Here is a 19,248-nt window from a genome sequence, read left to right as displayed (position 1 = left end):
CGGGGACGGAGCCGTACCGCGCGCGCGGGCCCTGCCGGGTGCGGGAACCGCCGGAGGCGCGGGCGGCGCCGGAGCCGTGGAAGCCCCCGGACCCCCCGGAACCGCCGCGGGCGCCGGTGGTGGGTTCGGGGGGGTATCCCCGGGCCCGGGGGTGTCCGGGAGGGACGGATGCGTCATGACGTGAACCGTTCGTCGAGCCGGTCGGCCCAGGACAGGGACAGCTCGTGGTAGCCGTTCAGTACCCCGCGCGCGGTCTCCAGCTCCCCGGTGACCAGGGCGTTGATCAGGTCTTCGTAGCCGCTGAAGAGCCACCGCCGGACGTCCGGCTCAATGCGCAGGTGGGGCATGGCGAAGACCCAGATCTGTACCCGAAGCTGATGGAGGAAGTCCGAGATATAGCGATTGGAGACTATCGTCCCCAGCTCGCGCCAGAACCGGAGGTCGTAGCCGATGAGGATGTCGAGGTCACCGCCGCGCGCGGCCCGGTCGGCCTCCTCGGCCCGGCGCCGGACGGGGGCGACGGCTGCCGCGTTGACGCTCGTGCGGCCCTCCCGGTCGGCGTGCTGGAGGATTCCGTCGATCACCAGCGACCGGGTCTCCACCATGTCCCGGAAGTCGGCGACGGTGAACTGGTGGACCCGGAAGCCGCGGTGGTGGTCGGATTCCAGCAGGCCCTGGGCCGACAGATCGACCAGCGCCTCGCGTACGGGTGTCGCCGACACCCCGTACTGTTCGGCGATCTGCTTGACCGTGAACTCCTGGCCGGGCTGGAGGCGTCCGGCGAGCACCTCGTCGCGCAAAGCGTCCGCGATCTGCTGCCGCAGGGTGCTGCGGGTGACCGGGGTGCTGCCGGGACCGGGCATCGATGGCTTCTCCTTCGCCGGGGGTTCCGGACACGATAGGCCAGCCCCGCGTGAGGACGAGGTGAGCGGATGAGGGGGAACGATGGCTGATGTCTTCGAACCGGCGACCGGTGACGGTCCCGCGCGCTCCGGCGCGAACGACGAGGTGGTGCGGGCGGAGGAAGTACGGATGGCGGAAGTACGGACGGCTTACGCGGGGCTGTTGCAGATCCGCCGGCTCAGCGGCGCCGTACCCGCGGCCTGGGAACGCAATCAGCCGGTCCGCGCGGTGGCCCTGACCCTGGAGGCGGCCGGTCTGCCCCCGTCGTCCGTGACCGCCACCGGTGAACGCGCCGCCACCGGCTACCGGGTCGCCCCCGGCCCCCGCCCGGGTACGGCCCGCGTCGAGTGGCTGGGCCCGCCGGGCGGCGGGGCGCGGAACGAGGCGGGCGTCCGGCTCCGGGCGTGCGTCGCGGCCCTGGAGTCGGCGGGCGGCTGGGACGCCCTGCTGTACCGGGGTGAGCGGGGGCACCGCTACATCGAGGTCGAACCCCTGGAGTAAGGCGAACAGGGGGTGGCGGTGGGGCGCGGGTCCGGTCCGGTCCCCCGGAACCCGCGCCCGTAACGGGCCGGGCTACCTGGTCGCGATCACGTACACGCTCCCCCACCGGCGCTTGGGGTTGGCGATCGTCGCGTCGAAGGTCCACGGTTCGACGCGTCCGAACCCGGCCTCGGTGAAGAGCTGGACGAGCTTCTCGTGGTCGTACGCCCAGAGGTGCGGCGTGTAGCGGGGGTCGTCGTCCTGGTCCCGGAAGACCAGGTTCACGAGGTCGAGCCGGGTGTTGATATGCGGCCGGCAGTCCCGTCGGGAGTACCACCGGGCGATGGTCTCGTCGACGGGGTCCAGCGGCCCGTAGTAGCGGCCGAGCGCGAACGCCGCGTCCGGGACGCCGGTGACGATCCGGCCGCCGGGCCGCAGGACGCGGTGGGCCTCCGCCGCGTACCGCTTGGCCGACCGGGGGTAGTCGATGTGCTCCAGGAAGTGCTCGGAGAAGACCAGCTCGACGGAGGCGTCGTACAGCGGGAGTCCTTCGCGGACGTCCCACAGCAGATCGGCGGGCGGCCGGGCGTCGATGTTGAAGAAGCCGTCGGCGCGGTGGGCGCCGCCGCCGATCTGGACGCGGGCGGGCCGGTGTTCGATCCGGCCGCCGGGCCGGGCCCGCCGTCCGGCGAGGTGGTGGCGGTGGAGTTCGAGTTCCTTGGCCGCGGTCCGCAGGGCGCGGGCAAGGCCGTGGGTGGTGCCCGGGTCGGACAGGACGTCGGCGATCTGCTCGCCGAGCCGGTCGGCGGCGAAGGCCGACGGGCCGAAAGTACGCATGACGGATCTCCTCTCCCGTCAAGGAGGGTCGAGACAACAGGGATGAACAGGGATGAACGGAGCGGATCAGGCGGCGCTGGCGGTCGGCGCCGCCCACTGGTTGTTGCGCATCAGCGTGTACTTGATGTCCACGAGCCGGGGCGCGATCGTGAGCGGCAGCTCCTCGACGGGGTGGACATGGCCGGTGTCGTCGCGTTCGGCCCGCCAGACGCGGTAGCCGAGGTGGGGGTAGGCCGGGTTGATGCCGACCTCGCCCTTGGGCATCGTGCCGTTGAAGGGCGCGACGATGCCCATGTGGTTCCAGTAGTTCCAGGCCTGGAGGGCCTTGTACTGGTCGAAGTAGAAGTAGAAGTCGGGGTAGCGGCCGAAGGTGCGCAGCTCGCGGTGGATCAGATGCCCCAGCAGCGGTCCGAAGCGGGGCGCGAGGGCGTCGAACTCCCAGCGGGTGTGGTGCCAGGCGCTGGGGACTCCGCCGGGGGCGATGAGCCGGGCGGCGACGAGGTGGCTGATCCGTTCGACGAGGTAGTCGGCGGCGTGCGCGGGGTCGATACCCGGGTCGATCCGGCGGAACAGTCCCGGCAGCCGTTCGGGGCGCGGATGGAAGGCGGCGAGGTCGAACTTGCCCGCCATATCGGGGTAGGAGGCGAAGAGGACCTCCTTGTAGAGCCAGTTGTTCAGTTCGCCGACCTCGGCGAGGCGGCGGGTGTGCGGGGAGGTCGAGTGGAGCATCAGATACTCGGATACCGCCTCGAAGTAGAGGTAGCCGAGGATGGGTAATCGGGGTACGGCGTCGGCGAGCAGCCGCAGATAGGGACCGGCGGCGATCCGCAGCCCCCGGTGGGTGACGGCGGCGGACGTGGCGAGGAAGACGGCGGAGTTCCGTACCCGGGCCACGACGGCGTCCCGCAGCCGGTGCCGTTCGTCCGTACCGAGCAGATACTCCAGGTGCCGGTAGATCCCGAGGTGGATCTGGCCGAGCCGGAGGTAGTCGATGCCCGCGAGGCCGCGGTAGGCGTGCGGGGGTACGTCGATCTCGAAGACCAGCGGGGTCGGTACGCGGTCGGTGACCCCGAGCCGGGCGAGGAAGGCGGGCGCCTCCTTGGTGAGGATGTACTCGGCCAGGTTGTGCATCCGGAAGCCTCGGTCGGCGGCGGTGAGCGGGGCGCAGTAGACGCTGCCGACGAGACACCCGCCGGAGGGGTAGAGCACCCCCTGGCGGCTGATCCGCTCCAGGGCGTGGGTGACATGGAGCAGATACAGCCGCCCGCCGCCGCTGAGGGCGTCGAACAGGGCGTTCTGCCGCAGCAGATGCCCGTTGGGCGACTCGGCCAGCCGCCGCTCCCAGGCGGCGGTCTGCCGGGACAGGGGGTCGTCGGCCGCGGGGCCGGTGAAGGGGACCCCGGCGGCGTCGAAGAACACATGGGCGTCGGCCCAGGGCCGGTACGCGTCGAAGATCTCCATGGTCAGGCGATGTCCTTCTCCGCCAGTGCGGACAGGACGGCGGCCGTGCTGCCGGCCCCGGCGATCCGGGCCCGTTCGGAGTCGACGACGAGGGTGAAGGCGAGGTTCCTGAAGGCGTCGAAGGCGGGCAGTCTGACCTGCCGGGCGTCGGGCCACCAGCTGGTCCTCGGCAGCCGGTAGCGGTCGAGCGCGTCGGCGGCCTTGACGACGTCGCAGACGGCGGCGGTGGCGGGGTCGCGGTGGTAGTCGGCGAGTGCGGCGGCGGTGCGCGCGGCGGCGGCCGGTGCGGGGGCCGCCGGAGCCCCCGGGACCCCCGGAGCTCCCGGCCCCGTACCCGTACCCGTATCCGTGCCGAACGCCGCGTACGGGACGTCGTGCAGTCGTACGGCTGCGGCGGCGCGCGCGACGACGTCCGGTGGCGGGGCCGGGAGCCCGAAGTGCCCCCATACGGTGTCCGCGCGCTCCGTCAGCCAGTCGGCCGCGCGCTCCCCGTGGCCCCGGTCGTCCCGGTCGTGGCGGCGGCGGCAGTCGTGCACCGCCGCCGCGACGACGGCCGTGGCCGTGGTGCCGGCGTCCAGCCCGCTCGCCTCGGCGAGTACGGCCGCCAGCGCGGCCGTCCGCAGACAGTGCCGGACGCCGTGGACACCGTCGGCGAGCCGGGGCTCGGCCAGCCAGGCGGGCGGCAGCCCGGCCCGGCGTACCAGCGCCCGGGTCGCGGGTCGCGGGACGACCCGGGGCGAACGCGGCGCCGCGGGCCGGTGGGCGGCGATCCACTCGACCGTCGCCCGGTCCGTGTACTGATGCTCGGGCAGCCGCCGAAGCGCCGCCTGTTCCGTCAGGCTGTGCCCGTCGACGGATGTCGTACTCATCGCTGCCGAACCCTCCCCGTTGGGTTGACCTGCTGTCATCGACCGCGCGTTGCCCACCGTCGGCCCTTCTCACGCACCTCGTGCGTCCGGCCTGCCCCGCGCTCCCCCTGTTCCTCCCGTACCTCCTGTACGTTGCTCCGCTCCCGCTCGCGCGCCTCAAAGGCGGCGGTGAAGGCAGCCAGTTCGTCCTCGCTCATCAGGGCCACACCGAGGTCGTCGGCGACGGCCGTGATCCGGGCGACGGCCTCCGCACGGGCCGCGTCCGACGCGCCGTCCGGGAGGAGCACCTCGAACTCGGCGTGGTGCTCCCACGCCCGGCTCCACTTGACCGCGATCTCGACGCCGCCGTAACGGAAGTTGCGGCGCCGGGTGTACGCCTCGTGGCGGGTGTCCGCGAACCCGAGGGTGTCGAAGAGCCGTACGGCGGCCGGGATGTCGTCGGGCGCGAGCCCGAACTCGGTCTCGGGGAAGGCCGCGCCCCGCCCGATCCGGCCGTCCTTGAGGCTGATCTTCGCGGTCCCGGCGGAGGTGTTCTCGACGACCTTGAGCAGCCGGTCCGGGAGTACGTAGAAGTGGATGAGCTTGTCGTCGGGACCCAGGTCGTCACCGTCGCGCCGCAGCAGTGCGACGAGCCGGTCATGGACGTCCTGGGTGAAGCGGGCACGCATCTCGATCTCGATGGGCACGGTCTCTCGCCTCCTCGTTCGGGCACGACGACACCGCCGGATCCGGCTCCGTGGGGTGTGCGGGGTGTGCGGAGCCGGTCCGGCCGGTGGTTACCTGGGTGGGGCGGGTGGGGCGTGGCGGGGGTCAGTCCGGGTCGCCGAAGCGCCCCCGGACCACCCCCTCGTGGAGATACGTCGGAAGCGGTACGCCCCCGACGTCGGTCCGGCGGGTGGCCACCTGGCTCTCCGTCTCGTCCGGGTAGCCGGCCAGCAGCCGCAGACACCGCCGTACCCACACCCGGGACTCGGGCCAGTCGCCCTGGTCACGGTGGCGTACGGCGAGGGCGTACGACGTCTCGGCGGCGGCCCACCGGTCGGACGTCAACTCGTCCCGGAAGACGGACTCCAGCTCCTCGGTGGGAGCCGGACGCGGCTGGTCGCTCATGATCCCTCTCGGCGGTCTCGGCGGTCTCGGTGGTGCACCCGATGCCGTTCAACGCTCCGGCGCCCCCGAGGTGGCGCCGGAGACCGTACGACTCGGGCTCAGTAGGTGTAGATCTCCGCGAGCGTCTTGTAGTCGTGCAGCTCGTCCTTGTCGAACCAGAGCGCGATCTCCTGGTCGGCCTCCGCCTTGTTCCCGGAGGCGTGGACGAGGTTGGCCACGGCCTTGCCCGACGCGATGCTGCCGGCGGAGCTGTAGTGCGAGAAGTCGCCCCGGACGGTGCCCGCGGGGGCCTCGTTCGGGTAGGTACTGCCGACGATCTTCCGTACGGTGGCGATGGCGTCGTACCCCTCAAGGACCAGGGCGATCACCGGGCCCTGCTGCATGAAGGTCGCCGTCAACCGGTAGACCTCGGCTCCGAGCCGCTCCTCCAGATCGGAGTAGTGGCGCCGGGTGAACTCCTCGTCCATCCACGTCATCCTGGTGCCGACGATCTTCAGTGCGGCATCCTCGAATCGGCAGATGATCCGTCCCGCCAGCCCCCGCGCCAGAGCGTCGGGCTTGAGCAGAACAAGTGTGCGCTCGACGGAATGTGCCTGGTCCTCAACCATGGGTGTCCCTTCGATCCTGTGCACGGACAGCGTGACGACCCGCCGGCCGCCGGTGCCGAGGCTACCGGCGGAATCTCACCCGAACGGGTAATCGGGCGGCTCCCCGCACGAGGGATATACCATGATCGAATTCCTGTACTGTGAATCTGGAAAGGCGCCTGATTCGGCCAGTGTGCGATAACGGAGCTGTCGATCACGGCCATTCCTTTAAACTCTTCACCGTTACCGGCAGCACGGCGCGGCACCTGTTCGCATGCGGATTCGCTTTCGGAAAGATCTCCGGGCGGGCGCTTCCGCGGACCGTCCGTTCACCGGACCGCCCGCGGGACCACCCACTTCGGTGAGCCCCATTCTTTCCGGACGCTCCACGCGGCACCATGCGGTGGCAGTGCAGCCGGAGTGCACCTTCAGTGCGGACGTCACGCCACGACGGGGGACGCCGAGGGGGCCGGAAGGGGGCGGGGCGGGTGGATGTCGTCGACGTCTGGAGCGGACGGTACGCCTGTCTGCTCCAGGCCGCGTCGCGCCTCACAAACGAGCAGTTCGCCGCGCAATTGGGCATCGGCGTACGGACGGTGGCGAGTTGGCACGCGGACCCCGGGGTCGTACCGCGCCGGGAGATGCAGCAGTTGCTCGACACGGTCCACGAGCGGGCCGCCCCGGCGGTCCGCCAGCGGTTCGCCCTGCTGGTCGGGCGGGAACGCGCGGACCAGTTGAGGGGCCCGGCCGGTGCGCAGGTCCTGCGGGTGGCGATCGCGGTGGTCATCCGCGGCCACGAGGTTTTGCTGGTATGCCGGCGGGACACCGAGGTCAGCGGTATCACCTGGCAATTCCCGGCGGGCGTCGTCAAGCCCGGCGCCCGGCCGGAAACGACGTCCGTCCGCGAGACGCTGGACGAGACCGGGGTGCGCTGTGTGGTCCGCCGCCGGCTCGGGGAACGACTCCATCCGGTCACCAGCGTTCTGTGCGAATACTTCCTGTGCGAATACCTGGCGGGCGAGGCGACGAACTCCGACACCGTCGAGAATATGGACGTTATCTGGGTCGACGTAAATGCCGTGACGCGTTTCATCCCCCTCGATACGATCTTTCCACCCGTACTGGCCGCCCTGGAGGAGCAGAAATGACGCAGCAGGCAGCCGCACCTGAACCGGGTATCGCGGCGGCGGTCGTCGTCCACGAGGGGCGGCTGCTGATGGTGCGCCGCCGGAGGAGCGAGGGCCGGCTCTCCTGGCAGTTCCCGGCCGGTGAGATCGAGCCCGGCGAGTCGGCGGCCGCGGCGACGGTCCGCGAGGCGAAGGAGGAGACGGGTCTCGACGTCGCCCCGCTCCGCCTCCTCGGCGAACGCGTCCACCCGTCGACGGGCCGCCGGATGACCTACACGGCGTGCGAGGTCACGGGCGGCACGGCCCGGGTCGGCGACCCGGAGGACCTGGCGGAACTGGCCTGGGTACGGCGCGAGGAGATCGCGGAGTTCGTGCCGTACGGCTTCTTCGAACCGGTGCAGCGGTATCTGGACGAGACGCTTCCCGGAAACTAGGGCCTTTCTTGCTCCGGGCGGGGCTCGGGCTCCGCGGCGGTGTCCGGCGACGGGGCGGGTGCCCCGGGGTCCGCGAAGAGGATGTCGCGGGCCTGCTCGGCCGCGCGGGCGATGTTCTCGGAGACGAAGTCGACGAAGCGGGCGACGTTCTCGAGGCGGACGGCGGCCGGGGTGCCGGGGCCGAGGACGCCGGCGCCCTGGCGCGCGACCTCCACGAGCCGGGCGTTGGCCCGTGAGGCGGACATCATCGTCTGGTACCAGACGTCGTTGTCGACGACGTAACGGTCGCGGCGGCGCTCGTCGCGCTCCCGGCGGACGAGGTTTTGGTCCTCCAGGAACGAGATCGCCTTGGAGACGGAGGCCGGGCTGACCCCGAGGCGGCGGACGAGTTCGGACGCGGTGAGGCTGCCCGCGTCGGTGGTGTAGAGGCAGACCAGCACCCGGGCCATCATCTTGGGCAGCCCGGACTGCATGAGGACGGTGGTGAACACCTCCTCGTACTCCCGCACGGCCTCGTCGCCGCCCTCCGCCCCCCTCCCGGGCGGCCGTTCCCCCGGGGGCACGGTCCGCCCGCGCCGGTGCGCGCGGCGTTCGGTGGCGCGATGGGCGAGGTCGGCGCGGTAGGTGGTGGGGCCGCCGTTGCGCATGACCTCCCGTGTGACGGTCGAGGTCGGGCGGTCGAGGCTCCTGGCGATCTCCGCGTAGGCGAGGCCGTCGGCCAGCCCCAGCGCGATCTGCTGGCGTTCCTGCTGAGTGAGCCTGCCTCCGGGCACGGTTTCCTCCTCCATGGGGCGCGCCGTGGGGCGCGTTCTGTCGCGACCATAGCGTTCAGCGACTCATCATTGCAACGCGCAAGCGCCCCAACATTGCATTAAACAACATGCCGTTGCAACGAATTATCACCTCTGACCTGCATGTTTGATGTTCTTGCGCAACGAACTTGTTGCCCGAACAGGAAAGGCAACGTAGCGTTTCACTCATCGGAAACAGCAAGCAGTAAGCAGCAAGCCGAAGGAGCGCACCATGCAGACGTTCGCCACCACCGCCCCGGTCTCCGCCGTCCTCGACATCCCCGCGGGACGTATCCGGTTCATCGCCGCCGACCGGGCCGACACCACGGTCGAGGTCCTGCCCGCCGACGCCTCACGGAGCCGCGATGTGAAGGCGGCGGCGGAGACCGAGGTCACCTTCGGCGCCGGTTTCCTGCGGATCGCCGCCCCGGAGCCGAAGAACCGGATCCTCGGCGCCCGCGGTTCCGTCGAGGTGACGGTCCGGCTGCCCGCCGGCTCCCGGATCGAGGCGAAGGCCGCGAGCGGTGAGTTCCGCGGCGTCGGACGGCTCGGGGACGTCGCCTTCGAGGGCGAGCTGGCCACGGTCAAGCTCGACGAGGCGGACAGCGCCCGCCTCACCGTCTCCTCGGGCGACGTCTCGGTCGGCCGGCTGGGCGGCGACGCGGAGATCAGCATCCAGAAGGGCGCCATCCACATCACGGAGGCCACGCGCGGCGCGGTCACCCTGCGCACCGAGCACGGCGGGATCACGGTCGGCGCCGCACGCGGGGTCTTCGCCTCCTTGGACGCCGGGACCTCGTACGGCCGGATCGACAACGCCCTCAAGGGCGGCGACGGCGACAGCGCGACCCTGGCCATCCACGCGACCACCTCCTACGGCGACATCACAGCGCGCAGCCTGTGACCGTCCGGGGTACGCCGGGCGCGGTGTCCTCCGGACGGGGCTCCTCGCCGGGCTCCTCGCCGAGCGGTGCGACGGGCGCGTCCCGGCGCACCGCCTTCCGGAGTACGTCCCGGTAGTCGGCGCGCTCCGCGGCGCTGCCGTCGGGCCTCCGCCCGAAGGCGCTGACGAGCACGGCCGCGAGGTCCACCGCGGGCACCTCGGCCCGGATCTCCGCCAGGACCCCGGGGAACTCGTCGTCGCCGATCATCCCCAGATACTCCTGCCGCAGCCGGTACACGACCTCGACCAGCTCGGGCCGCAGCCGCATCCAGGCGCGGGAGGTCCGGATCTCCTTCTCGACCTCGCCCGTGAACCACTTCATGACGTCGTACGGAATGTCGTGGTGCGGCCCACCGGAGTCGAAGCAGACCGTCGGCTCCCGCGCGGGCTCCTCGTCGGGCACTATCGCGGTCACGAGGGTCCGCTGCCCGGCCACGAGATCCAGCTCCAGATACCAGGCTTCATCGGGCACGGAGTACATGAAGGTGATCGCGTAGGCGCCGTCGGGATGGTGCAGGGACATGACGGCATGGTGCCACGCGGGTCGGACACGGAGGTGGTGGAACCCCCCTCGGCCCGGCCTGCGGAAACATCCGCCCGGTAAAGCAATATGGCGAGAATGAACAGATCATCCGAGCGGCTGCGGGACGCGGCCGCCCTCTGGGACGAACAGCGCCGGGCCCCCTTCCCGGCCGGCCTACGAGGTGTCGCGTTCGGGGACACGGACCTGGTGCTGCTCGACGCGGACATCGCGGGCTGCGTTCTCACCTGGCTGAACAACGACGGCGTCCTCGACCTGTGGCGAATCGGCATCCTGCGCGGCTGTGTCGAGGATCTGGACCGGGTCATCCCCGAACTCACTCCGCTCACCGGGCCCGCGGGAGTCCGGTACTACGAACGCCTGCGCAGGCTCGCCCTCCTCACCCTGTCGGCAGGGCCGCCGGTCATGAGCGAGAGCCTCTGATCCCCCGGAGCGCCCGTCAGCCCGTGTCCTTGCGGATGTAGACGCCTATCCGCACCGTGCCCACCTTCCGCTCCTCCACGAGTGTGAACGACTCCGCCAGCACCTCGCGTTTCACCCGCTCCGCCGGGAACGGGTCCACGGGTTTGCCCCGGTGGTCCTGGACCGCCACCACGCGGGGCGTGCGGAGCATCGTGGCGCGGATGGCGGCCGGGGGGAGTTCCGTACCGAAGAGGGTGTGGGAGGCGCGGGGGGACGACGCCAGGGACACATCCTTGAGGGCGTGGAAGTCGGCCGGGGTCACCAGGGTGTAGACGCGGCGGCGGGTGGGGGTGAACAGCACGCCGTCGCCCGGGGACGACAGCTCCGCGACCACCTTCGCCACCTCGGCCATGTCGTTGCTGCGGCTCTCCGGGGCGCGCAGGGCCGGACCGTTGACGAGGAGGGTGGCGGTGATCGCCGCCGTCGTCGCCAGGACGAGTGCGCGGGGCCAGTAGTGGTCGAGCGCCGCGCCCAGGAGCAGGGCGGCGCCGATGGTGTACGTGAGGACGTAGCGGTCGACGTACAGCGGATGCAGTACGGAGACGGCGAGGAGGATCGCCGTCGGCAGGGCCAGGATCGGTACGGCCACCGCCGTGAGACCGGGCGGCAGGGGCAGCCGCGGGCTCACCCGGGCCAGGGCCACGACCGCCGCCACCAGGACGAGTTCGGGGGTGCTGGGGAAGGCTATCCAGTCGACCTGCTGGGACTGGGTGACGCTGAGGACCGCCAGCGGCGCCAGACCGGCGGTGACGGCGCACGCGGCGGCCCGCCAGCCGGACGGCAGGGCCCTGACGGCGGCGAGCAGCCGCTCCCCCGGGCCGTCGTGGAGCGTCCTGGTCCGGTGGGTCTGCCACAGCGTCACACCGTGCGCCACCAACGCGAGGATCGCGAACTCGTGCAGCAGACAGGCGATCAGCATCACGATCGTGTACGCGGCCCACCGGCGCCGCAGCAGCAGCCATGTGCCCCAGGTGACGAACGCGCACACCAGCGCGTACGACCGGCCCTCCTGGGCGTACCGCTGCACCGTCGGCAGCCACGGCAGCAGCAGGCCCGCCAGCAGCCCGGCGCGCGGGCCCGCGAGCCGGCGGCCGATCAGCGCGACCCCGGCTGCCGTCGCCGCCATCGCCAGCACCGACGGCAGCCGCATCGGTACGACTCCGGGCTCCCAGACCGCGAACACCGCGTGGATCAGCAGGTAGTAGAGGCCGTGGACCGCGTCCGCCGTGCCGAGCGTGCGCCAGATCTCCGGGACCGTACGGGTCGCCATGTCGTACGTGACCGCCTCGTCGGCCCAGATCGCGCCGTCCCTGCCCAGGCCCCACAGCCCGAGTACCAGCATCAGCAGGGCGGGCGGGACGGCGACCCGCCAGGCGGCGGACATCGGCACGGCGGGTGAGGCGGCGGAGGGGGCGGGGACGCGACGGACTGCGGTGTCGAGCATGGAACGAGTCGAACCGGCGCCCCTGTTGATAGGCAGGCCCCCTCTCCGGGCCCATCAATTGGCTACCCTCGCGGTCGGCGCCCCAGGGAGAGCCGGGCAGCGCCGCGACGGGGGGAGAGCCCGATGGGACGCCGTGAGAACCCGCTGGACCCGGACGCCGGGCCCGTCCAGCGGTTCGCGTACGACCTGCGGGAGCTGCGCCGCACCGCGGGCGGCCCCACCTACCGGGCCATGGCCCGCGACTGCCCGTACTCCGCGCCCACCCTCTCCGCCGCCGCCGCGGGCGAGCGGCTGCCGTCGCTCGCCGTCACCCTCGCGTACGTCGCCGCCTGCGTCGGGGACGCGTCGGCCGCCGCCGACTGGGAGCGGCGGTGGCGCGCCGTCGCCGAGGGCGCCGCATCCGCGCCGGACGACGCCGGCTGTCCGTATCCGGGGCTCAACCGCTACGGCCCCGAGGACAGCGACCACTTCTTCGGCCGGGACGACCTGGTCGCCGAACTTCTCGACCTCACCCGCCGCCGCCCGTTCGCCGCGCTCGTCGGCGCGTCGGGCAGCGGCAAGTCGTCCCTGCTGAGGGCCGGTCTCGTGCCCGCGATACGGGCGGGCGGGAGCGGGGGCGCGGGCGGGGGGCCCGCGCCGTCCGTGGTCCGGATCCTGACGCCGGGCCCCACCCCGGCCAGGACCCACAAGGACCTCTTCACCAAGGGCGCCCTTGTCGTCGTGGACCAGTTCGAGGAGGTCTTCACCCTCTGCGCCGACCCCGCCGAACGCGCCGCGTTCACCGATCTGATGGTGGACGGCGGCGCCCGGGTCGTGATCGCCGTACGCGCCGACTTCTACGGCCGGTGCGCCGACCAGCCCGCCCTGCTCCGCGCCCTCAAGGACGCCGTACTCCTCGTCGGGCCGATGGGCCGCGAGCAGATACGCGAGGCCGTCGTCGGGCCCGCGACCGCCGCGCGGCTCGTCGTGGAACGCGCCCTGACCTCCCGGATCGTGGCCGATGTCGCCGACGAGCCGGGCGGGCTGCCGCTGATGGCCCACACCCTGCGGGAGGTCTGGCGGCGCCGCCGGGGCCGGACCATGACCGTCGCCGCGTACGACGCCGTCGGCGGGGTCAGGGGCGCCGTCGCGCATACCGCCGAGGACGTCTTCGGCGCGTTCACGGCCGACGAGGCCGAGGTGGCCCGGGTGATGCTGCTGCGGCTGGTCTCCCCCGGCGAGGGCACGGAGGACACCCGGCGGCCCGCCGCGCGTACCGGATTCGCCCCGCCGGGGTACGAACACGTCCTGGAACGGCTCGTACGGGCCCGGCTCCTCACCGTCGACGACACGACGGCCGACCTGGCGCACGAGGCCCTGCTCACGGCCTGGCCCCGGCTGCGCGCCTGGATCGACGCCGACCGGGACGTGCTGCGGCTGCGCAGACGGCTCGCGGAGGGCTCGCGGGTCTGGGCGGAGCTGGGCGGCGACGCGGGCGCGCTGCTGCGCGGCGGCCAGTTGGAGGCGGCGCGGGACGCCTTCGGCGCGACGGGCGCGGGCACGGCCGGAGCAAAGGGCGCGGGCACGGGCACGGGCACGGGCGGCCCCGCGGCGTTACGTATCCGATGGCGACAAGGGTGGCGGTACGGACGGGCCGCGGCCGGTCGCGCCGTACCCGACACCGCGGAGACGCCCCCGCCCCACCCCGCCCGGATCCCCCTCACCCCCGCCGAACGCGCCTTCCTCGACGCGTCGCTCGCCGCCCGTGCCCGCGAGGCACGGGCCGCCCTACGGGCCGCGCGGAGGCTGCGCGGGCTGATCGTCGCGCTCTCCGTGCTGCTCTGTCTGGCGGCCGTCGCCGGGGGCGTCGCCTGGCAGCAGAGCCGGGTGAGCGAGCGGCGCGCCGACGAGTCGGCGGCCCGGTGGCTCGCCGGGGTGGCCGACGCGCGCAGGACGACCGATCCGAGGACCGCGATCCGGCTCAGCGTCGCCGCGTGGCGGCTCGCCGAGACGCCCGAGACCCGGGAGGCGCTGTTCGCGGCGGCGGCCCAGCCGTTCACCGATGTGTACACCGCGCCGCTCCCCGATATCCCCAACGAGATCAACAATGTGTGGATCCGGCTGAGCGACGACGCCCGCACCATGACGGCCGTCGGCCCGGACACCACGGAACGCTGGGACGTCACGGGCCGTACCGAACTCCCCGCCCTGTCCGGCATGGGCGCGCACGCCGACCACATCCTCGATATATCGCCGGACACCACGAAGGTCGCCTACTACGCCCCCGACGGCATCCGGATCCGGGATCTGCGGACCGGCGGCCCCACGGACACCGTCTACGGTCCGTCCCGCCCCCGGCGGGAACCCAACGGCGACTACGCCTGGTTCGGCCCCGGCGGCCGGACCCTCGTCACGCACCGGGACGGCGAACCGGTCCGGCTGTACGACGTCCGCACCGGCCGCGCCCTCCTGGGCACCGGACCCGAGCGGCACGATCTGCGGCGCGTCCGGGTCGCGCCCGACGCCGAATTGCTCACGTTCTGCCCGGCCGACGGGCCACTCCAGGTCTGGGACGTCCGCACGGACCGCCGGCTCCCCGGCACCTGGGCCCGGAAGGCCGGGATCTGCGACGCCGCGGAGGACCACCTGTTCCTGCCGGACGGGCGGACGATCGCCGTCACATCGGAGGACGGGATCCGGCTGTGGGACGTGACGACGGGCCGCGAGCGCCCCGGGTTCCCCACCGGCGGCTACCCGTATCCGGCCTTCAGCGCCGACGGAAGCCATGCCGTCACCGTCGCCCACGAGGAGATCCGGCTCTGGCGGCTCCCGGCGGACGCCGCGCCCGTGAGCGTGCTGCGGGTCGACACCGGGAACCGGTCGTTCTCCGAACCCCACCTCGACCTGGAGCGGGGGATCATCCGCTTCCGGGACGCCCGGTTGCCCGGCGCCTCCGTGTGGACCCTCTCGTTCCAACTGCCCTCCTCCGGCGCGGAGCGGTCGGCGGCCCCCGTCCTCGGGGCGCGGTACAGCCCGGACGGCCGGACCCTCGCCACCGAGCACGACGGCGTCCGGCGGCTCCGTGAACTCCCCGGCGGCCGGGTCGTCGCCGAACTGCCCGCGCCCCGCCGCCCCGAGCCGTGCGGGACGCTGTGCCGGGGCGCGGAGTTCAGCCCGGACGGCCGGCACTTCGCGTACCGCGAAGGACCCGGATCGCTCGCGGTCCGCGATATCCGCTCCGGCGCCATCCGCTCCGTACCCCTGCCGCCGGACGCCACCGAGGGCCTGAGCGTCTCGCCCGGCGGCCGGAAGGTCCTGACCTCCCGTTCGGCCGTGGAGCGCAAGTCGCTGGACGTCCTCGACGTCCCCGGCCGCCGCTGGTCGACGCTGTTGGACGGACCGTACGGAGAAGTACGGGCGACCGCGCCCGACGGCCGGGTACTGACCAATACGCGTTACCTGGCCGATCCCCGCACCGGCCGGTTCGAGACCGTCGTGCCGGGCGAGGACCACATCGACGCCGCCGCGTTCGACCCGGACGGCCGCTTCCTCGCCGTCGCCGACAGCGGCGGCCGGACGACCCTGTGGGACGGCACGGGACGGGAACTGATCGCCGTCCTGCGGGACACCGACCGGGCCGCGCGGTCGGTACCGGTACTCGCCTTCTCGGCGGACGGCCGGTGGCTCGCGGTGGGGGACCGGGACAGCGCGATCCGAGTCTGGGACACGGCCGCGCCCGACACGGACGGCTCGCCCCTGCCGTCCGCCGACGGGCCGGTGCTGGCGATGGGGTTCTCCCCGGACGGGCGGGAGCTCCGGGTCACGACCCCGGACACCCCGACCCGCTCCTACTCCCTCGCCGCCGAGGACGCGGTACGGGCGGCCTGCGCCCGCGCGGGCGGCGGCCCGGAGCCCGGGCAGTGGGCCGGCCATCTCCCCGGCGTGCCGTACCGCGACGTCTGCCGGGACCGGTGAGCAGGTGAGCAGGTGAGCACGTGAGCACGTGATCGCGACGTCCGCCGAGCGTCCGCCGAACCCCGTGAGCACGTGATCGTGACGAGGGGGACGAAGGGCGTCGACGGGGCGGTGTCCCCGATGTCAGCATGTGCCGTATGACCTTTATCCCCCGAGGCGGCAACGCTCCCGTCCCCGCCGTGCCGTTGCGGATCCTGGTGGGGCACGCGCATTCCCCGTCCGTGCCCGGCATCGAGGCGGTGGCGCTGCTGCTCGACGCCGGGGGCGGCTGCCGGCCCGGCCGCTCGGACGTGGTCGGTCCGACGTCGACGCCGCACCCTTCGGGTGCGGTCGGGTACGCGGGGCGGACCGACGGGCACGGCCAGTCCGCGATCTGGCTGGACGTGAATCTCACCGCCGTGGAGCCGGACGTCGAACGCGTGGTGTTCATCGCGTCCGTGGACGGGATCGAGGGGCTCGTCTTCGGGATGGTGCCGGGTCTCTACATCCAGGCGCAGGGGTACGACGGTGTGCCCGTCGCACGGCACGAGATCACGGGCGCGGCGCAGGAGCGGGCGATCCTCCTGGGCGAGGTGTACCGGCGGGACGGCGGCTGGCGGTTCCGTGCGATCGGACAGGGGTACGCGTCCGGGCTCGCGGGCGTCGTCGCGGACTTCCAGCGGTCCGCCCCGGCACCACAGGCAGCCCATATAGCCCAGTCGCCGGAGCTGTACCGGGCGCCCGTCGCGCCGCCGGATCGGTACGCGCCGGGCGCCGATGTGCCGCCGTTCGTCCCGGAGCACCCGAACGGTACGACGGGCACGATGCGGGCGCCCGTGGCCGGGCACTCGTACGCCCCGGGGCATCGGATCGTGGACCCGACGCCTCCGGCGGGCCCGGCGACCCCGCCCGGCTTCCTGGCCCCCGACCCGGGCCACCAGGCCCCGCAGTTCCAGGCCCCGGCGCCCGCGCCCGGGCATCCGTACACCCGGCCCCACGGCCCGTCCTACGCACAGTCGTACGGCCAGTCGTACGACACCGCGCCCGCCGACCCCTTCGCCGCGTTCCCCTCCTTCTCGCCCCAGCTGATCCGGGGCCACGGCAGCGCGACACCCTCCTTCCACCAGCCCCTGCCGCGCGGTCCCGTCATCCTGGAGATGGTGTTCCGGGACCGGGACACGGACTGGCCGGTGGTGTACCAGCTCAACCGGCGGCGGGAGACCGGCAATCTGCTGCTCTCCGGCGAGGGCGACGACTTCGTGGCCCGTACGCCCGCCATCGCCCCGGACAGCTATCCGCTGAGTCTGGAGATCATCACCACCGCCGAGTGGACGATCACCGCGCTCCCGCTGTCGTCGGCCCGGCGGCTGCTGGTCTCCGTACCGCTCAACGGGCACACCCACGACGTGCTCGCCTATCACGGCCCGGACGCCGAGCTGGAGATCGAGTACCGGGGCGAACCGGGGCGGCACGACGCGACGATGAGCCTGACCGCCCTGGGCCCCGGCGAGCTGGACATGGACGACGCCGACTTCGTCCAGACCGACTGTCTGCTGATGTCGGCGATCGGGCCGTTCCGGCAGCGGGTCCATCTGAACGGCGGCGCCCGGCTGATCCATGTGGACGCCAAGGGGTCGTGGACGCTCACCGCGCACCCCCTCTGACCGGCGCGAACCCGCCCGCGCGCCCGCCCGCCGCTACCAGCCGTCCGCTCACCCGTCCGCTCAGCCGTCCGCTCAGCCGGTGACGACGTACGCGTCCGCCGCCGACAGCGCCGCGTCCAGCGCCTCCAGGCCCTCCTTCGCCTCCGCCTCCGAGATGGTGCACGGCGGGACGACATGGGTCCGGTTCATATTGACGAACGGCCAGAGCCCGGCCGCCTTGCAGCCCGCCGCGAAGGACGCCATCGCCGCGTTGTCGGCCGGGGCCGGGTTGTACGGCACAAGGGGCTCGCGGGTCTCCCGGTCCCGTACGAGGTCGAGCGCCCAGAACACGCCCGTACCCCGTACCTCCCCCACGCTCGGGTGCCGCTCCGCCAGTTCGCGGAGGCCGGGGCCGAGGACGTGCTCGCCGATCGCGGCGGCGCGGGCCACCACGTCCTCCTCCGCCATCACCCGGATCGTGGCGACGGCGGCGGCGCACGCCAGCGGGTGCCCCGAGTAGGTGAGCCCGCCGGGGTAGGGCCGCTTCTCGAAGGTGGCGGCGATCTCCGCGGAGATCGCCACACCGCCCAGCGGTACGTAGCCGGAGTTGACGCCCTTGGCGAAGGTCAGCAGGTCGGGGACGACGTCGAAGTGCTCGGCCGCGAACCATTTCCCGGTCCGGCCGAAGCCCGTCATCACCTCGTCGAGGACGAAGACGATGCCGTGGCGGTCGCAGATCTCCCGGACGCCCGCGAGATAGCCGGGCGGCGGGACCATGATCCCGGCGGTGCCGGGGATGGTCTCCAGCACGATCGCGGCGATGGTGCCCGGCCCCTCGAAGAGGACGGTGTCCTCCAGGTGCCTCAGCGCCCTGGCGCACTCCTCGGCCTCGGTGGTGGCGTGGAACGGCGAGCGGTAGAGGAACGGCGCCCAGAAGTGGACGACGCCGGCGGTGCCGGTGTCGGAGGGCCAGCGGCGCGGATCGCCGGTGACGTTGATCGCGGTCTGGGTGCCGCCGTGGTACGAGCGGTAGGCGGCGAGGATCTTGGGGCGGCCGGTGTGCAGCCGGGCCATCCGTACCGCGTTCTCGATGGCCTCGGCACCGCCGTTGGTGAAGAAGATCTTGTCCAGATCGCCGGGGGTGCGCTCGGCGATCAGCCGGGCGGCTTCGGACCGCGGCTCGACGGCGAAGGCGGGCGCGAAGGTGGAGAGTTTCCCGGCCTGCTCCTGGATCGCGGCGACGACCTTCGGGTGCTGGTAGCCGATGTTGGTGAAGACGAGACCGCTGGTGAAGTCGAGATAGCGGCGGCCGTCGTAGTCCCAGAAGTACGAGCCCTCGGCCCCGGCGACGGCGAGGGGGTCGATCAGCCCCTGGGCGGACCAGGAGTGGAAGACGTGCGCCCGGTCCAGGGCCTTCACATCGGCGCCGGTGAGCGGCGGCGGCGGGGTGTCGGGGGCGGCGGAGCCGGCGGAGGGCGTGGCGCCGATGGTGGCCGGGTCACCGGCGGAAGGCGGGTCGCCGGCGAGGGGCGTGTCGCCGGTGGGGCTCGGGTCCGTGCTTCGAGGGGTCATACGCGCCAGCGTAGGCAGCGGCGCACCGTGCCGGGCAGCGGCACGTTGTCTGGAATGCGCCGCTGAGCTGCGGCGTTCTGTCGGCCCTCGGGGGGGAGTCCCATCCCATCA

Annotated in this window: 18 protein-coding genes; 7 read left to right on the top strand and 11 right to left on the bottom strand. The window is 72.8% G+C overall.

From position 1 onward, the window contains the following. Positions 1–173: 173 nt before the first annotated feature. The gene (locus tag ACFXG1_RS00755; protein WP_384709023.1) at positions 174–863 is read right to left on the bottom strand and encodes a GntR family transcriptional regulator; all 690 of its coding nucleotides are present in this window, start codon (positions 861–863) and stop codon (positions 174–176) included. Between the two features lie 82 nt (positions 864–945). On the opposite strand from ACFXG1_RS00755, the gene ACFXG1_RS00750 reads away from it, so the two are divergent. Next, positions 946–1,404 (top strand): hypothetical protein, encoded by a 459-nt coding sequence (locus ACFXG1_RS00750; RefSeq protein WP_384709026.1) that lies wholly within the window; start codon positions 946–948, stop codon positions 1,402–1,404. Positions 1,405–1,476: 72 nt separating this feature from the next. On the opposite strand, the gene ACFXG1_RS00745 is transcribed toward ACFXG1_RS00750, so the two are convergent. From ACFXG1_RS00745 to ACFXG1_RS00720, 6 genes are all read right to left on the bottom strand, one after another. Next, positions 1,477–2,220 (bottom strand): class I SAM-dependent methyltransferase, encoded by a 744-nt coding sequence (locus ACFXG1_RS00745; protein ID WP_384709029.1) that lies wholly within the window; start codon positions 2,218–2,220, stop codon positions 1,477–1,479. Between the two features lie 66 nt (positions 2,221–2,286). After that, positions 2,287–3,681, bottom strand: coding sequence for a hypothetical protein (locus ACFXG1_RS00740; protein ID WP_384709032.1), 1,395 nt, complete (start codon positions 3,679–3,681; stop codon positions 2,287–2,289). A 2-nt stretch (positions 3,682–3,683) separates the two neighbouring features. Continuing rightward, positions 3,684–4,550 carry a hypothetical protein gene (locus ACFXG1_RS00735; RefSeq protein WP_384709035.1) on the bottom strand — a complete coding sequence of 289 codons (867 nt, stop codon included), beginning with the start codon at positions 4,548–4,550 and terminating at the stop codon, positions 3,684–3,686. A 35-nt stretch (positions 4,551–4,585) separates the two neighbouring features. Next, complete coding sequence (locus ACFXG1_RS00730) at positions 4,586–5,236, bottom strand: hypothetical protein (protein ID WP_384709038.1); 651 nt, start codon at positions 5,234–5,236, stop codon at positions 4,586–4,588. Between the two features lie 124 nt (positions 5,237–5,360). Further along, the gene (locus ACFXG1_RS00725; RefSeq protein WP_384709041.1) at positions 5,361–5,660 is read right to left on the bottom strand and encodes a hypothetical protein; all 300 of its coding nucleotides are present in this window, start codon (positions 5,658–5,660) and stop codon (positions 5,361–5,363) included. Between the two features lie 98 nt (positions 5,661–5,758). After that, entirely contained in the window at positions 5,759–6,268 is a 510-nt protein-coding gene (locus tag ACFXG1_RS00720) for a nucleoside-diphosphate kinase (RefSeq protein WP_384709044.1), read from the bottom strand. 467 nt (positions 6,269–6,735) lie between these two features. On the opposite strand from ACFXG1_RS00720, the gene ACFXG1_RS00715 reads away from it, so the two are divergent. Both ACFXG1_RS00715 and ACFXG1_RS00710 read left to right on the top strand, forming a co-directional pair. Beyond that, positions 6,736–7,395, top strand: a complete 660-nt coding sequence (locus tag ACFXG1_RS00715) for an NUDIX hydrolase (RefSeq protein ID WP_384709047.1) — start codon at positions 6,736–6,738, stop codon at positions 7,393–7,395. Further along, the gene (locus ACFXG1_RS00710) at positions 7,392–7,808 is read left to right on the top strand and encodes an NUDIX hydrolase (RefSeq protein WP_384709049.1); all 417 of its coding nucleotides are present in this window, start codon (positions 7,392–7,394) and stop codon (positions 7,806–7,808) included. The genes ACFXG1_RS00715 and ACFXG1_RS00710 overlap by 4 nt, the downstream gene beginning before the upstream one ends. Here the strand turns inward: ACFXG1_RS00710 and ACFXG1_RS00705 are convergent. Then, positions 7,805–8,581, bottom strand: a complete 777-nt coding sequence (locus tag ACFXG1_RS00705) for a helix-turn-helix domain-containing protein (protein WP_384709052.1) — start codon at positions 8,579–8,581, stop codon at positions 7,805–7,807. The genes ACFXG1_RS00710 and ACFXG1_RS00705 overlap by 4 nt on opposite strands. A 250-nt stretch (positions 8,582–8,831) precedes the next feature. On the opposite strand from ACFXG1_RS00705, the gene ACFXG1_RS00700 reads away from it, so the two are divergent. Beyond that, positions 8,832–9,503 (top strand): DUF4097 family beta strand repeat-containing protein, encoded by a 672-nt coding sequence (locus ACFXG1_RS00700; protein WP_384709055.1) that lies wholly within the window; start codon positions 8,832–8,834, stop codon positions 9,501–9,503. On the opposite strand, the gene ACFXG1_RS00695 is transcribed toward ACFXG1_RS00700, so the two are convergent. After that, positions 9,484–10,065, bottom strand: a complete 582-nt coding sequence (locus ACFXG1_RS00695) for a hypothetical protein (RefSeq protein ID WP_384709058.1) — start codon at positions 10,063–10,065, stop codon at positions 9,484–9,486. The two genes, ACFXG1_RS00700 and ACFXG1_RS00695, sit on opposite strands and share 20 nt — an antisense overlap. Positions 10,066–10,161: 96 nt before the next feature. On the opposite strand from ACFXG1_RS00695, the gene ACFXG1_RS00690 reads away from it, so the two are divergent. After that, positions 10,162–10,506 (top strand): hypothetical protein, encoded by a 345-nt coding sequence (locus ACFXG1_RS00690; RefSeq protein WP_384709061.1) that lies wholly within the window; start codon positions 10,162–10,164, stop codon positions 10,504–10,506. 16 nt (positions 10,507–10,522) lie between these two features. On the opposite strand, the gene ACFXG1_RS00685 is transcribed toward ACFXG1_RS00690, so the two are convergent. Then, positions 10,523–11,989: a hypothetical protein gene (locus tag ACFXG1_RS00685; RefSeq protein WP_384709064.1), complete on the bottom strand. Its 1,467-nt coding sequence runs from the start codon at positions 11,987–11,989 to the stop codon at positions 10,523–10,525. A gap of 123 nt (positions 11,990–12,112) precedes the next feature. Here ACFXG1_RS00685 and ACFXG1_RS00680 point away from each other — a divergent pair, with 123 nt between their 5' ends. Then, entirely contained in the window at positions 12,113–15,943 is a 3,831-nt protein-coding gene (locus tag ACFXG1_RS00680) for a WD40 repeat domain-containing protein (protein WP_384709067.1), read from the top strand. Between the two features lie 137 nt (positions 15,944–16,080). Continuing rightward, a complete protein-coding gene (locus tag ACFXG1_RS00675) occupies positions 16,081–17,586 on the top strand; it encodes a TerD family protein (protein ID WP_384709070.1) in 1,506 nt (501 codons plus the stop codon). 72 nt (positions 17,587–17,658) lie between these two features. Here ACFXG1_RS00675 and ACFXG1_RS00670 read toward each other — a convergent pair whose 3' ends face one another. After that, positions 17,659–19,137, bottom strand: coding sequence for an aspartate aminotransferase family protein (locus tag ACFXG1_RS00670; RefSeq protein ID WP_384739982.1), 1,479 nt, complete (start codon positions 19,135–19,137; stop codon positions 17,659–17,661). Positions 19,138–19,248 lie beyond the last annotated feature (111 nt).

Source organism: Streptomyces sp. NPDC059248 (genome assembly GCF_042753905.1).
Classification (GTDB): Bacteria; Actinomycetota; Actinomycetes; order Streptomycetales; family Streptomycetaceae; genus Streptomyces.
Note: the sequence above shows the minus strand (reverse complement) of the source record. Positions and strands in the feature narration are given on the sequence as shown.